The 14,062-nt window shown below is 57.8% G+C and carries 16 protein-coding genes and 1 tRNA gene; 13 read left to right on the top strand and 4 right to left on the bottom strand.

All coding sequences use genetic code 11. From position 1 onward, the window contains the following. Positions 1 to 29: 29 nt before the first annotated feature. Complete coding sequence (locus ACNYC6_RS06285; RefSeq protein ID WP_338585223.1) at positions 30 to 269, top strand: sulfurtransferase TusA family protein; 240 nt, start codon at positions 30 to 32, stop codon at positions 267 to 269. A 31-nt stretch (positions 270 to 300) separates the two neighbouring features. Continuing rightward, positions 301 to 1,371 carry an AI-2E family transporter gene (locus tag ACNYC6_RS06280; protein ID WP_419711558.1) on the top strand — a complete coding sequence of 357 codons (1,071 nt, stop codon included), beginning with the start codon at positions 301 to 303 and terminating at the stop codon, positions 1,369 to 1,371. A gap of 50 nt (positions 1,372 to 1,421) precedes the next feature. Here the strand turns inward: ACNYC6_RS06280 and ACNYC6_RS06275 are convergent, their stop codons facing one another. Then, a complete protein-coding gene (locus ACNYC6_RS06275) occupies positions 1,422 to 1,895 on the bottom strand; it encodes a peroxiredoxin (RefSeq protein WP_028621874.1) in 474 nt (157 codons plus the stop codon). A gap of 11 nt (positions 1,896 to 1,906) precedes the next feature. Beyond that, entirely contained in the window at positions 1,907 to 2,467 is a 561-nt protein-coding gene (locus ACNYC6_RS06270; protein ID WP_007979776.1) for a glycine cleavage system protein R, read from the bottom strand. 327 nt (positions 2,468 to 2,794) lie between these two features. Between ACNYC6_RS06270 and dapA the strand changes: the two genes are divergently transcribed. The 8 genes from dapA (at position 2,795) to ACNYC6_RS06230 (ending at position 8,498) form a co-directional block, all read left to right on the top strand. Continuing rightward, the gene (dapA, locus tag ACNYC6_RS06265) at positions 2,795 to 3,673 is read left to right on the top strand and encodes a 4-hydroxy-tetrahydrodipicolinate synthase (protein ID WP_419711557.1); all 879 of its coding nucleotides are present in this window, start codon (positions 2,795 to 2,797) and stop codon (positions 3,671 to 3,673) included. 17 nt (positions 3,674 to 3,690) lie between these two features. After that, on the top strand, positions 3,691 to 4,806 hold the full coding sequence (gene bamC, locus ACNYC6_RS06260; RefSeq protein WP_419711556.1) for an outer membrane protein assembly factor BamC: 1,116 nt from the start codon (positions 3,691 to 3,693) through the stop codon (positions 4,804 to 4,806). Between the two features lie 4 nt (positions 4,807 to 4,810). Next, positions 4,811 to 5,569, top strand: coding sequence for an MBL fold metallo-hydrolase (locus ACNYC6_RS06255; RefSeq protein WP_419711555.1), 759 nt, complete (start codon positions 4,811 to 4,813; stop codon positions 5,567 to 5,569). 28 nt (positions 5,570 to 5,597) lie between these two features. After that, a complete protein-coding gene (gene purC / locus ACNYC6_RS06250; RefSeq protein ID WP_338585228.1) occupies positions 5,598 to 6,311 on the top strand; it encodes a phosphoribosylaminoimidazolesuccinocarboxamide synthase in 714 nt (237 codons plus the stop codon). Between the two features lie 84 nt (positions 6,312 to 6,395). Next, a tRNA-Ser gene (locus ACNYC6_RS06245) sits at positions 6,396 to 6,485 on the top strand. Positions 6,486 to 6,781: 296 nt separating this feature from the next. Beyond that, positions 6,782 to 6,973: a YegP family protein gene (locus tag ACNYC6_RS06240; RefSeq protein WP_419711554.1), complete on the top strand. Its 192-nt coding sequence runs from the start codon at positions 6,782 to 6,784 to the stop codon at positions 6,971 to 6,973. A 175-nt stretch (positions 6,974 to 7,148) separates the two neighbouring features. After that, the gene (locus ACNYC6_RS06235) at positions 7,149 to 8,075 is read left to right on the top strand and encodes a LysR substrate-binding domain-containing protein (RefSeq protein ID WP_419711553.1); all 927 of its coding nucleotides are present in this window, start codon (positions 7,149 to 7,151) and stop codon (positions 8,073 to 8,075) included. A 57-nt stretch (positions 8,076 to 8,132) separates the two neighbouring features. Beyond that, complete coding sequence (locus ACNYC6_RS06230; RefSeq protein ID WP_419711552.1) at positions 8,133 to 8,498, top strand: 5-carboxymethyl-2-hydroxymuconate Delta-isomerase; 366 nt, start codon at positions 8,133 to 8,135, stop codon at positions 8,496 to 8,498. Between the two features lie 3 nt (positions 8,499 to 8,501). Here ACNYC6_RS06230 and ACNYC6_RS06225 read toward each other — a convergent pair whose 3' ends face one another. Then, the gene (locus tag ACNYC6_RS06225; RefSeq protein WP_419711551.1) at positions 8,502 to 9,434 is read right to left on the bottom strand and encodes a LysR substrate-binding domain-containing protein; all 933 of its coding nucleotides are present in this window, start codon (positions 9,432 to 9,434) and stop codon (positions 8,502 to 8,504) included. A gap of 97 nt (positions 9,435 to 9,531) precedes the next feature. Continuing rightward, the gene (locus tag ACNYC6_RS06220; protein ID WP_419711550.1) at positions 9,532 to 10,449 is read right to left on the bottom strand and encodes a DMT family transporter; all 918 of its coding nucleotides are present in this window, start codon (positions 10,447 to 10,449) and stop codon (positions 9,532 to 9,534) included. Positions 10,450 to 10,771: 322 nt separating this feature from the next. On the opposite strand from ACNYC6_RS06220, the gene ACNYC6_RS06215 reads away from it, so the two are divergent. From ACNYC6_RS06215 to ACNYC6_RS06205, 3 genes are all read left to right on the top strand, one after another. Next, positions 10,772 to 12,421: a phosphoethanolamine transferase gene (locus tag ACNYC6_RS06215; RefSeq protein WP_419711549.1), complete on the top strand. Its 1,650-nt coding sequence runs from the start codon at positions 10,772 to 10,774 to the stop codon at positions 12,419 to 12,421. 172 nt (positions 12,422 to 12,593) lie between these two features. Then, a complete protein-coding gene (gene rnd, locus ACNYC6_RS06210) occupies positions 12,594 to 13,727 on the top strand; it encodes a ribonuclease D (protein ID WP_419711548.1) in 1,134 nt (377 codons plus the stop codon). After that, a complete protein-coding gene (locus tag ACNYC6_RS06205; RefSeq protein ID WP_419711547.1) occupies positions 13,724 to 14,017 on the top strand; it encodes a YcgL domain-containing protein in 294 nt (97 codons plus the stop codon). The genes rnd and ACNYC6_RS06205 overlap by 4 nt, the downstream gene beginning before the upstream one ends. The last annotated feature ends 45 nt before the right edge of the window (positions 14,018 to 14,062 follow it).

Raw genomic sequence — 14,062 nt, 5'->3', positions numbered from 1 at the left:
GACTCGACTACGTGACCCGGAGTAATGCAATGATCGATGCTGTAGCCCATGACGTTGAGCTGGACGCCAGCGGTCTGAATTGTCCGTTGCCGTTGCTCAAGGCTAAGATGGAGCTCAATCGAATGGCCAGCGGTGCGGTGCTCAAGGTGATTGCCACCGATGCGGGTTCGCAGCGCGACTTTCGCACCTTTGCCCGATTGGCCGGTCATACGCTGCTTCGTGAAGAAGATGAGGCGGGCGTGTACCGCTACTGGTTGAAAAAGGCCTGAAACCTGCGGCATTTGTTCTTAAGGATTATTGATGTTCAAAGTGTTACGCGACTGGATTCAGCGCTACTTCTCCGATGAAGAAGCCGTGGTTCTGGCGGTCCTGCTGTTTCTGGCGTTCACCGCCGTGCTCACGCTGGGCGGCATGCTGGCGCCGGTGTTGGCGGGGATGGTGCTGGCGTACCTGATGCAGGGCTTGGTGCTGACCCTCGAGCGCTTGCGGGTGCCGGGCGGGGTGGCGGTGGGGTTGGTCTTTGCGCTGTTCATGGGTGTGTTGCTGGTATTCATCGTGATCGTGGTGCCGCTGCTCTGGCATCAGTTGATCACTTTGTTCAACGAGTTACCCGGCATGCTCGCCAAGTGGCAGTCGCTGTTGCTGCTGTTGCCGGAACGCTATCCCCATCTGGTATCCGACGAACAGGTGCTGCAAGCCATCGAGGTGGCACGGGGCGAGATCGGCAAGTTCGGGCAATGGGCACTGACATTCTCACTGTCGAGTCTGCCGCTGTTGGTCAACATCATGATCTATCTGGTGCTGGTGCCGATCCTGGTGTTTTTCTTCCTCAAGGACCGGGCCATGATCGGCCAGTGGGTGCGCGGCTACCTGCCCCGTGAGCGAGCGCTCATTACCCGTGTCGCCCATGAAATGAACCGGCAGATTGCCAACTACATTCGCGGCAAGGTCATCGAGATTTTCATTTGCGGCGGCGTGACCTACATCGCTTTCGTTGTCCTGGAGCTAAACTACGCGGCGCTGTTGGCGTTACTGGTGGGGGTTTCGGTGGTGGTGCCCTACGTCGGTGCCGTGGTGGTGACGGTGCCGGTGTTCCTGATTGCGCTGTTCCAGTGGGGCTGGAGCGATCAGTTCATTTATTTGATGGCGGTTTACGGGATCATCCAGACGTTGGATGGCAACGTGTTGGTGCCGTTGTTGTTCTCGGAGGCGGTCAATCTGCACCCGGTGGCGATTATCTGTGCGGTGCTGTTGTTTGGCGGGCTGTGGGGATTCTGGGGAGTGTTCTTTGCGATTCCCCTGGCGACGCTGTTCAAGGCTGTGCTTGATGCGTGGCCACGCAAGGAACCGGTGGTGGCGCCGTTGCTTTAAAGAAGGTCGAAAAAAAATCGCAGCTCAGGGCTGCGATTTTTTTTGGAGGATCAAGCCTTGTTCAGCGCCTGCGCCGCAGCCAGCACCGCATCAACATGGCCCGGCACCTTCACGCCGCGCCATTCCTGACGCAATACGCCATCCTTGTCGATCAGGAACGTGCTGCGATCCACGCCCATGTATTCCTTGCCGTAAAGTTTCTTCAGCTTGATCACGTCAAACAGCTGGCAAAGCGCCTCTTCCTTGTCGCTGATCAGCTCGAAAGTGAACGCTTGCTTGGCCTTGAAGTTTTCATGGGATTTCAGGCTGTCGCGGGAAACGCCAAACACTTCGGTGTTGGCCGCTTTAAAAGCGTCCAATTGATCGCGAAAACCCTGACCCTGGGTCGTGCAACCCGGCGTGCTGTCCTTCGGATAGAAGTAGATCACCACTTGCTTGCCTTTAAGGCTCGCGAGGCTGACGGTCTGCCCGCTGGTGGCGGGTGCTTCGAAGTCGGCAACCGGTTGGTCGATAGCAACGGCCATGAAATGCTTCCTTACATTGGGTTCTGTGGGCGCCACGGTTCGATCAGGGCGTCCAGGTTCAGCGCATCGGCGAAATCCAGGAACTGATCGCGCAGCCAGCTGATTTGCACGCCGGCCGGCAAGGTCACGGTAAACGTGGCATTGAGCATGGTGCCGCCGGTTTGCGGAGCCTGATAGGTGTCGCAGGTCAGGTTTTCCAGCTCGACGTTGTGGTCCATGAAGAACTGGCACAGCTCGTTGATGATGTCCGAACGGTAAGCCGAGCTCACGTAGGCGACGTAAGGCAAAGCCTGAGGACGATTCTCCAGCGCCGCGCTACGCACCACGTTGACGGTGAACGCGTGCCGTTTGGCCAGCACTGGCAGGCTGCCTTCCAGGCGCGCCAGGGCGTCCCAGCTGCCGGATATTTCGAGGACGAGCGCACTGCACTCGCCATGACGGGTCAGGCGGGAGGTAACCACGGCGCAGCGATTTTCATGGCTGGCGCGGCACAGGACGTTAGTCAGCTCCATGGGGTTGGCGCCGAGGGCACTGATGACAAGGAATTGTTCGCGAACTGTGGGGGTGGACATGCAGCATTCCTAAAGCGATGAGCGGTCGGTACTTCTATCGGCCTGTTTTACCGGGGCGAGCCTGCGGATGCGAATTCAGAAAGCCTCAGGCGCAGGTTGCAACGTGCTCCAGTATGGCAGGAGCGAGCGGTTGCAACGCTGGAATGGGGCTTGTGATGCCGAAAATGGAGGCAGAAACCCGGCGTACGAGCTTGTCAGTACCGATCAAAGTCTGAAGGGTAGCGAAAAGCAGCGCCAAGGGGAATGGCGGCAGCGCAGTACTTCGCTTGTACAAGCATCTTGGCGCCAGTACCATTACGGCTCTCTTTTTCCGGCAGGAGCGGTTGCATGATTGCGGGCAGTATGGTGGCACTGGTCACACCCATGGATGCACAGGGTCGTCTCGACTGGGACAGCCTGAGCAAACTGGTGGACTTTCACCTGCAAAACGGCACCCACGCCATCGTGGCGGTAGGCACCACAGGTGAATCGGCCACTCTTGATGTGAACGAACACATCGAAGTGATCCGTCGCATCGTGAAGCAGGTCAATGGCCGCATTCCGGTGATCGCCGGTACCGGCGCGAACTCGACTCGCGAAGCCATCGAGCTGACCACCAACGCGAAGACTGCCGGCGCTGACGCTTGCCTGCTGGTCACGCCGTACTACAACAAGCCGACCCAGGAAGGCTTGTACCAGCACTTCAAGGCAATCGCCGAAGCTGTCGACATCCCGCAGATCCTCTACAACGTGCCAGGTCGTACCGCATGCGACATGCAGGCCGAGACTGTGATCCGTTTGTCGACCGTTAAAAACATCATCGGTATCAAGGAAGCCACCGGCGACCTGACGCGTGCCAAAGCCATCATCGACGGTGTCAGCAGCAACTTCCTGGTGATCTCCGGCGACGACGCCACCGCAGTCGAGCTGATCCTGCTGGGCGGCAAGGGCAACATTTCGGTGACCGCCAACGTCGCCCCGCGTGACATGGCCGACCTGTGCATCGCCGCCCTGAATGGTGAGGCCGAGAAGGCTCGCGCCATTCATGAAAAGCTGATGCCGCTCAATAAAACCCTGTTTATCGAATCCAACCCTATCCCCGTGAAATGGGCGCTGCATGAAATGGGCTTGATGCCGGACGGAATCCGTCTGCCGCTCACCTGGCTCAGCGCCGAATGTCACGAACCGCTGCGGCAGGCCATGCGCCTGTCCGGCGTCCTGGTTTAATTGAGGAAGTACACCGCATGAAGCGAATGGCCGGACTTTCCGCACTTGCCTTGATTATCTCCAGCACCAGTGGCTGCGGATGGATCTGGGGCCCGGAAGGTTATTTCCGTGACCGTGGTAGCGATTACCTGGAAGCGCAACAGACTGCACCGATGCAACTGCCTACGGACGTCACCACCGCCAAGCGTCTGGATCCGTTGTTGCCGATCCCGCGCAACGTGGCCGATGACACCGCCAAGGGTGAATACGTCGTTCCTCGTCCGCAGCCGTTGTCGGCCGCTGCCGATGCCAGCGCCTACTCCCTACAGAAGAGCGGTGATACCCGCTCGATCCTGGCGCAGAACCCTCCAGCCGAAGTCTGGCCTGTGGCCGTGCAGTTCTACCAGGACAACGGTTTCCGCCTGGACGAGCAGCGCCCGCAAACCGGCGAATTCACCACTACCTGGCAGCGTTCCGACGAACTGTCGGCAGCGATGGCCAAGCGCCTGAGTGCGGCCGGTGTCGCAACCGATAGCGAAACCCGCGTGCGGGTACGCATCGAGCCGGGCGTGCAGCGCAACACCAGTGAAGTCTACGTGGTCAGCGCCGAACGTCCTGCCGGCAGCACTGCCGATGTGGCCTTCACCAACCGTTCGGTCAACACCGGCCTGGACGCGGCACTGGTCGACGACATGCTCGCGAGCATGAGCCGCATCTCCGAGAAGGGCGGTTCGGTCTCCATGCTGGCGTCCCGTGATTTCGACACCCCAAGCCGTGTCAGCCTGAGCGAAGACGGCAGCGGCAACCCTGTGCTGAACGTCGGCACCGACCTGGATCGTGCCTGGTCGAGCGTCGGTCGTGCGCTGGAGCAGGGTGAATGGCGTGTTGAAGACATCAACCGCAGCCTGGGCCTGTACTACATCAACCTGGCTGAAAAAGCCGAGAAGAAAGACGACAAGCCAGGCTTCTTCAGCAGCTTGTTCGGCAGTGCGCCGAACAAGGAAGAAGTTGAAGCTCGCGCCGAGCGCTATCAGGTTCGCCTGAGCAAGGTGGGCGAGAGCGTCCAGGTCACCGTCGAGAAGAACATCAACACCGTGGCGCCTGCTGACGTGGCGCGTAAAGTGTTGAGCGTGATTCAGGACAATCTGGGCTGATCACATGCGTTTTGCCGTTCTCGGCAGCGGTAGCCAAGGGAACGGCACGCTGATAGCCAGCGCTGATACGTACGTGCTGGTGGATTGTGGTTTCTCCCTGCGGGAAACCGAAAAACGCTTGCTGCGCCTGGGTGTGAACCCTGCGCAGTTGAGCGCGATACTCGTGACCCACGAACATGCCGACCACGTGCATGGCGTGGGTTTGCTGTCTCGGCGCTACAATCTGCCTGTCTACCTCAGTCGCGGGACGTTGCGCGGGATGCGTAAACCCATCGAACCCGCAGGTTTCCTGGCGGGCGGTGAGCAACTGCAGATCGGGGACTTGAGCATCAGTGTCATTGCCGTGGCCCATGATGCACAGGAGCCGACGCAATACGTGTTCAGTGACGGTGAGCGGCGCTTCGGCCTGTTGACCGACCTGGGCTCGTACTGCAACAAGGTGCTGGAAGGCTATCGGGACCTCGATGCGTTGATGATCGAGGCCAATCATTGCCGTGACAGGCTGGCTCGCGGGCACTACCCGTACTTTCTCAAGCAGCGGGTGGGCGGGGAGCTGGGACATTTGAACAACCACCAGGCGGCATTCCTGGTGTCCGAGTTGGGCTGGAAAGACCTGCAACACTTGGTCCTGGCTCATCTGAGCAGCAAGAACAACCTGCCGCAGCTGGCCCGGCAATGTTTTGTCGACACCCTCGGGTGCGACCCGGACTGGCTGCAACTGGCCGATCAAGATTCAGGGCTCGACTGGCGACATATCGCCTAGCCCATCTACTTAGCAAGCGGAGCCCATCATGGAAAAACGTGAAGAACTCTACCGCGGCAAAGCCAAGTCGGTTTACAAGACCGACGACGCTGACCGCTTGATCCTGCTGTTTCGCAACGACACCTCGGCGTTCGACGGCAAGCGCATCGAGCAGCTCGACCGCAAAGGCATGGTGAACAACAAGTTCAACGCCTTCATCATGCAGAAACTCGAAGCGGCCGGCGTACCGACCCAATTCGACAAACTGCTGGGCGACAACGAGTGCCTGGTGAAGAAGCTGGACATGATCCCGGTTGAATGCGTCGTGCGTAACTACGCCGCCGGCAGCCTGGTCAAGCGCCTGGGCGTTGAAGAGGGCTTGAAGCTCAACCCTTATACCTTCGAACTGTTCCTGAAGGACGACGCCAAGGGCGACCCGTTCATCAACGAATCCCACGTCGTGGCCTTCGGTTGGGGCACCGCCGAGCAATTGGTTCGCATGAAAGAACTGTCGCTCAAGGTCAACGAAGTCCTGAGCAAACTGTTCGACGACGCCGGCCTGTTGCTGGTCGACTTCAAACTGGAATTCGGCGTATTCAGCGACGGCTCCATCGTCTTGGGCGACGAGTTCAGCCCTGACGGCTGCCGCCTGTGGGACAAGGATACCAAGAAGAAGATGGACAAAGACCGCTTCCGCCAGGGCCTCGGTGACGTCATCGAAGCCTACGAAGAAGTCGCCAAGCGTCTGGGCGTACCGCTTTAACCGACGCAAGCATCTGATAGCACAGAAATATTTTGCTCAGGGGGGTTCGCTTCCGGCAAAAGTGTTGTTATGATGCGCGCCGTTGGAGAGATGCCAGAGTGGCCGAATGGGACGGATTCGAAATCCGTTGTACCTTCACCGGTACCTAGGGTTCGAATCCCTATCTCTCCGCCATTACATAGAAAAAGCCCCGTAGCTGAAAAGTTACGGGGCTTTTTTGTTTGTCCGGGTTTTCTGGTGTCGGACCAAGAGTGTTCCCGCGTAAGAAAAAGATGCCATTTCATGGGAAAACTTACCTATCCAAGTCCCTCGATTTACCGGGCGCCGAATTCATTGGTCCTCCCGTAATTCAGGGCTTTCCTTGCGAAATATCCCCTGACATTCAAACACTTCGCACCAGCAAATCCTCCTCTACTCTGGTTTTCGCAGGTCACTGATCTGCCGTAACCAGTCATCGCAAGGAGCGAACAATGTATTTTGAGATTTACAGGCAAACCCGTGGCTCTGTCCTGTCTGGAAAAGGTCAGTGGCGGTGGCGTTTGCGGGCGGGAAATCATGAAACGATTGCCAGTGGCGAGGCTTACGTCAACAGGTCGGATTGCGTGCATGCGATCAGCTTGATCAAGGGGACTTGCGATCAGACCCCGGTCAAGGAGATCTAGGTTTGAAGCGGTGAAGCTGCTCAGTCAGAGCAGCTTCGTTTCACCCGGGCGTACTTATGGCTTTGAGTGCATTTGCATTAAACGCAAAAATGCCTGAAACATTTGTTTACTCACATAGACGCCGGTTGCGGCACCTCCCTAAACTGTCGACAGTGAATGGGCGCGGGGTCAATGGATGAATCGCAACGAACTACGCAAGGCCGACATCAACCTGATGGTGGTGTTTGAAACGCTGATGCTTGAGCGCAATGTCACCAAGGTGGCGAAGAAGCTGTTTCTCGGTCAGCCAACCATCAGCTCGGCCCTCAATCGCTTGCGTACGATGTTCAACGATCCGTTGTTCATTCGCGTCGGCCATCGGATGGAGCCGACGGCACGGGCTGATGAGATCTTCCGTCACCTGTCGCCGGCGCTGGATTCGTTGTCGGTGGCGTTGAGCCTGACCCACGATTTCGACCCGAGCAACAGCACCATGACCTTCCGCATCGGTATGTCCGACGATGTCGAATACGGGCTATTACCGCCGTTGCTGCATGCATTACGCAAGGAGGCACCGAAGGTGGTGTTCGTGGTGCAGAACGTCGATCACTGGCGGATCTCCGATCTGCTGGCGTCCGGTGATATAACAGTGGGAGTCACCCAGAGTCGCGGTCTGCCGGCCAACGCCAAGCGCAAGTTGCTGCGGCACATCTATCCTAGTTTGTTGCGCGCCGATGCCTCCGATACGCCGTTGACCGTTGATGAATATTGCAATCGCCCGCATGTACTGGTGTCCCATATTGCCAACGTCAGTGGCTTCGCCGATGAGTGGCTGGCGCAGATCGGTCGTTCGCGTCAGGTGGTGCTCTCGGTGCCGCAGTACAGCTCGTTGCCGGCGCTGCTTGCAGGGACCGATCTGATTGCCAGCTTGCCGGATTACACCGCCGAGGCGATGGCGGCGTCCGGTCAGTTGTTCAAGGAACCTTTTCCGTTCAAGACCCCGACCCTTGAACTGTCGATGGTCTGGCTAAGCCACGTCGACAGCGATCCTGCCGAACGCTGGTTGCGTTCACGGCTTGAAACGTTCATGGGTGAGCGCAATCTGTTGTCGCTGCCCCAGTGAGCAGGGCAGCACTGTGTTATATGTACGAGCTTTCCGCCGACCTACAGGAGTGAAACCATGCCTCACCTGCACTTGGAATACACCGCCAACCTGCCGGAGCTGAACGCCGATGTGGCGTTGATACGGCTGAACAATACGCTGGTGGCTTCCGGTCAGTTCGGTGCCGAGTCCGACATCAAGAGTCGCGCGGTGAAAGTCGAGACGTTCAAGGTCGGTACTGCATTGGCGGAGCGGGCGTTCGTGCATGTGAAGCTGGCGGTGTTGAGCGGTCGTTCGCCGCAGATCAAGCAGCAGTTGTCCGAAAGCCTGCTGGCGGTGGTCAAGGATCTGTGTGAATGGCCGGCAGGCGTTGAGGTCCAGTTGTGCGTAGAGATCCTCGACATCGATCGCGAGTCTTACGCCAAGGCCGCCATCAGCGTCTGAGTTTCAGATTTCCGGCTCGGTGCAGGCCTTGAGCACCTGCTCACGCAACCAGGTGTTGGCGCTGTCCTGATCGACGTTTTGGCTCCACTGCATGTCGAGGGTAAATCCCGGTAAGCCATTGGGCGCTTCGCGGTAATCGAAGACGGCCTTATTGGCCAGCAATCGATGGATGCGCCGGGGCAGGGTGAGGGCGAAGTCGGTGCCGGTGATCAATTTGAGTGCCGCGCTGTAGCTGTTGGCTCGGGCAACGATCTGCCGTTGCCGGGCTTGTTGCACCAACCAGCCGTCGACCATGTTGGTGGTGGATGTCCAGGGCGTCGGGAACACATGCCGGCGCTCAACAAAAGTTTGCAGGCTCAAGCGCGGCTCGCGCGGGATGGCGCGTTTGTCGAAGACGCAGACCAGGTCATCTTCCAATAGCGTCCGCGAATTGAAGTCGCCATGGCTGCGATGAAAGTTCGGGCCGAAGCCAATCACCAGGTCGAGACTGCCATCACGTAGTGCTTCAGCCGGGATGTCGGTTTCGAGCTTGTGCACATTGACCATCACCGGCAGGTCAGCGAAAGCGAAGATCTTCAATAGTCGCGGCAAGATCAGTAGTTCGAAGTATTCCGGTGCGCAAATGTTGAAGGTCGCCGGTTGCGCGGTCGGATCGAACACGGGGGCTCCGGCGTGGCACAGGTTGATGCTTTCGAGGATCTTCAGCACGTGGGGGTACATGCTGCCGGCCTTATAAGTGGGGCGCATGCCGGTGCGGGTGTTGATGAACAGTTCATCTTCGAAGCTGCTGCGCAGTTTTTTCAGGCAGTAGCTTACGGTGGACTGGCTGACGCACAGCGTCTCGGAAACTCCGGTGACGCTGTTTTGCTCATACACGGCGATGAACACCATGAGGTCCTGCATATCCAGCTTTCTTAGCACGTTACTGTTCAGCATCCATTCCGTCTCGCGGTGCTCGTTGCGCTAACCGTGCGCAATCTTGTGCGAGTGAGCCTAGCGGAATGCAGGAGCGAGGAGAACCTTCTGTCAGCATTCAGCTCGGAACCGTCGCGGGTAGCGTGCGTCGGCTGGACATCAGCAACGCCAGCATGCCGGCCACGACCAGGAATGCGCCCAACACTTCCAGTGGCGGTGGTGATTGACGCCACCAAAGCCAGTGAAACAACGTGATAAAAAGCGTGCTCAAGTAGATATAGGAAATGACCGAGGAAGGAGCAATCACGCCAATCGCCCGATGCAGCAGCCAGAATGTCGCCAGAGTGGAAAACAGCGCCAGGTACATCAGCCAGTAGAAATCACTTACCGTCAGCAGTGCCGCCGAGCGCCAGCCACCACTGAAACCGCAAAACGCCAGCAGAAACAGCGCGCCGAAGAGCATGTTCCAGAAGGTCATGCCCAGGGGGCCACGGCCCTGGAAGCTTTTGGCCTTGAGTCGTTGACTGAGAGGTGAGTAGAGCGCCATCGCCAGGCAACCAACTCCGAACACGGACAACGCATACAGCGAAGGCAGTTCGCCGGGGGCCGCGCCTTTCATCACCAGCAGCACAGCACCGGCTGCCGCCATCAGCATGGGTACCAGCCGCTGTTTCAGTTGACTGTCGGGAATCAACACGGCTTCAAATCCCAGGGTCAGCAATGGCACCAGAGTGAACATCGTCCCGGTATTGACCGCCGAGGTGTAGCGCAGCGCCTCGAAGAGTGAACCGAAATACACCGCCAGCAACAAACCAAGCACTCCGTGGCCGAGCAGTCCGCGGGCGGTCATGGGGCTGTCGCCTTTGATCAGCAGCAAGGGCAAAAACACCAGAGCGCAAAACAGCAGGCGCAAACCGGTCAGCAGGATCGGATCGATGGCCTGACTGACCTGGGCTGCGGCGGAAAACGAGACAGCAATCAACAATGACCAAAGCAACATGCCCGCGTGGGCGACGGTGAATCCGCTGTGTTTCATGATGGGTTTCCGGTTCAGTGAATGTGCCGATTAGGCGCGCTGGGGCTGGAGGCGGCAAATCAGAAAGTCCACAGAGGTATTTGAAAATTCAATACGACCCGGCAATGTCCCCTGAGGCAGGCTTGACTGGCAACTTGGCCTGAACCCGAGCTGAACCATTCTCAAATAAGTGGAAAGTTTCAGATGAATCGTCGAGGCCAACTAATCGTTGGCTTCTTTTTCACAAAAAATTGATGGTCGGCTGCCTAAAGTTAGTGCTGTCGCGGTAAATGAAATTTTCACATTTATCGACGGCACTTCTTTTCAGGAACAGCCAATCATCATGTTGAAGATTAAAGCCGTGCGCCCGGAGTGGGTGACACTCATTGTCAGCGCCTTTTTATTGACCGCTTTCAATTTTGTATTGTGGCGGCATCTGTTCGATATCACCGCAGCCGACGGTAAAGGCATCGTCATGCGTGTGGCTTTCGGCGCGATGATTCTCGCGGCGTTCAACATTGTGCTGACCCTGCTAGCGTTCCGGCCCGTCCTGAAGCCAGTCCTGACTGTGCTGTTCATGGTCAGTGCCGGCGTGGCGTACTTCATGAGCCAATATGGCGTCTTGATCGATGCCGGTATGTTTCGCAACTTTGCCGAAACCAATGCCACCGAAGTTCGCGATTTGCTGTCGATCAAGTTGCTTTTTTATATTGTGCTCCTCGGTATTTTGCCCTCGTGGTTGTTGTGGAAAACCCCGATCAACTATCGTCGCTGGCACCGTGAGCTATTAAGTAAGGTGCTGGTCAGTGTTGCATCGATGGCCGTCATTGGTGGTGTCGCGTTGATTAACTATCAAGGACTTTCTTCGTTGTTCCGCAATCACCATGAGTTGCGGCTTATGGTGGTGCCGAGTAACTACATAGGCGCCTCGTTCGGTTACCTGCGTGAACAGGTCGCGTCTGCGCAGCAACCGTTCACCCAGCTCGGTGAAGATGCCCAGCGAAACCCCGCCTTGCAAAACCACAGCCGCAAGTCCCTGACCGTTCTGGTGGTGGGCGAAAGTGCCCGAGCCGAGAACTTCGGCATCCTCGGCTATAACCGAGACACCACGCCAAAACTCGATAAAGAGTCGGGTCTCATTGCTTTTACTGACGTGCATTCCTGCGGGACGGAGACCGCGGTGTCTGTGCCTTGCATGTTTTCCAACATGGGGCGCAAGGATTACAACGCCAGCAAGGCGAAGAATGAAGAAGGCCTGCTGGACGTGCTCAAGCGTGCAGGTCTCGATGTGATCTGGCGTGACAATCAGTCGGGCTGCAAAGGCACTTGTGATCGGGTCACGCTGGATGATGTCAGCAACCTGAAAGACCCGGTGTTGTGCGCCAACAGTGAATGTCGTGATGAAATCCTGTTGCAAGGGCTGCAGCACTTTATCGACAACCTGGATAAAGACACGGTGTTGGTCTTGCACCAGATGGGCAGTCACGGCCCTGAGTATTTCAAGCGCTACCCGAAAGAATACGAACGCTTTACCCCGGTGTGTGAAAGTAATGCGCTGAACAATTGCAGTCGCGAAAGTATCGTCAACGGTTACGACAACACGCTGGTTTACACCGACCACGTGCTGTCGACCCTGATCGATTTGCTGCGCAGCAATCAGGACAAAGTCGATACCGCCATGCTTTACCTGTCGGATCACGGCGAGTCACTGGGTGAGTACAACCTGTTCCTCCACGGCACGCCTTACATGCTGGCGCCGGATCAACAGAAACATGTGGCAATGCTGGCCTGGTTCTCCGACAGTTATCAGAAGTCGTTCTCCGTGGACACCCACTGCTTGCAACTGAGCCGTGAAAAGCCCCTGAGCCAGGACAACCTGTTCCACTCGATGCTGGGGCTGCTGGAGGTCAACACCAAGGTCTACAATCAGGACCTGGATATGTTTGCCGGATGCCGTGGAGCGGTCATCGACGGTGTGTTGGCCGACAAATGACGCTATCGACGGTTTAATCGACCTTCAGAAGTCCCGCCAGAGAGGTTAATCCGCGGCGGGAGGGCTATTCTCTGCGAATGTCAGGTGTTTTCGCTAAAGCTCTTGTTCAGTGGATGCGCGGAAATCGCCGGGGGCGATATATACTGCGCGCCATTCTTCAAGGGAGAGCCGTGTGGCCATCGATATTCACTGGATTCGCGACAACGATAGCCTCGGCCGGTTTTGCGCCGAGTGGCAGCAGTTGCCCTACGTTGCCCTCGACACCGAATTCATGCGGGTCGACACCTTCTATCCGATCGCCGGCTTGTTGCAGGTGGGCGATGGCGTACGCGCTTACCTGATTGATCCGCTGACCATCGACAATTGGCAGCCCTTGGCCGCGTTGCTGGAAAACCCGGCAGTGGTCAAAGTTGTCCATGCCTGCAGCGAAGACCTCGAAGTCCTGCTGCGTCTGACCGGCAGCCTGCCGGCGCCATTGTTCGATACGCAACTGGCCGCCGCTTACCTGAACCTCGGTTTCTCGATGGGTTATTCGCGGCTGGTGCAGGAAGTGCTCGGCATTGATCTGCCCAAGGGCGAAACCCGCTCTGACTGGCTGCAACGTCCGCTTTCGGAAACCCAGATCAGCTACGCCGCCGAAGATGCCGTGCATCTGGCGGAAGTTTTCGTACAGCTGCGTCCGAAGCTTTCCGACGACAAATACGCCTGGGTGCTGGAAGACGGTGCTGAACTGGTGGCCAATCTGCGCCGCGAGACCGACCCGTACGAGGTCTATCGCGACGCCAAGCTCGCCTGGAAACTGTCCCTCGCCCAACTCGCCGTGCTGCGTGAACTCTGCGCCTGGCGCGAGAAAGAAGCCCGTGCCCGTGACCTGCCGCGCAACCGCATCATCCGTGAGCATTCGCTGTGGCCACTGGCGCGCACACAGCCGGACAACCTCGGTGCGTTGGCGAAAATCGAAGACATGCACCCGCGTACCGTGCGTCAGGACGGTGAGTTTCTGCTTGATCTGATCAAGCGCTCTGGCAGTGTGTCGCCAGATCAATGGCCGCCAGCCGTGCCGGAGCCATTGCCGGTGGACGCCGCCGCGCTGCTCAAACAGCTGAAGGCCATCGGCCAGGCCGAGGGCGAGCGCCTGAACATTGCGCCTGAGCTGATGCTGCGCAAGAAAACCCTGGAAGCGCTGCTCAAAAGCGGCTACCCCAATGGTCCCTACCAATTGCCTGATTCGCTGCGTGGCTGGCGCCGCGAATTGATGGGCCAGGCGCTGCTCGACAGCCTGGCCACCGCCGGAGAACAGCCTTGAAACGTATTTGCTCCATCTACCGCAGTTCGAAGAGAAACGAGATGTACCTCTATGTGCTCAAGAGCGATGCTCTGGAGCGCGTACCGGAAACCTTGATGGCCGCGTTCGGCAAAGCCATCCACGCCTTCGACCTGGTACTGACCCCCGAGCGCAAACTGTCGCGCGAGGACATCGCCGTCGTGCTGGGAAATCTTGAGACGCAGGGCTATCACCTGCAAATGCCGCCGGCCGAAGATGAGTACATCGAGCACTTGCCGGAAGAGTTGCTGCGTCGCAACGACCCGATGTAATCGGCAGACAGGTCCTGTTCAGGGCCTCTGTGAAACACTGGAATG

The organism is Pseudomonas sp. NFX224 (genome assembly GCF_048565165.1).
Taxonomy (GTDB): Bacteria; Pseudomonadota; Gammaproteobacteria; order Pseudomonadales; family Pseudomonadaceae; genus Aquipseudomonas.
Note: the sequence above shows the minus strand (reverse complement) of the source record. Positions and strands in the feature narration are given on the sequence as shown.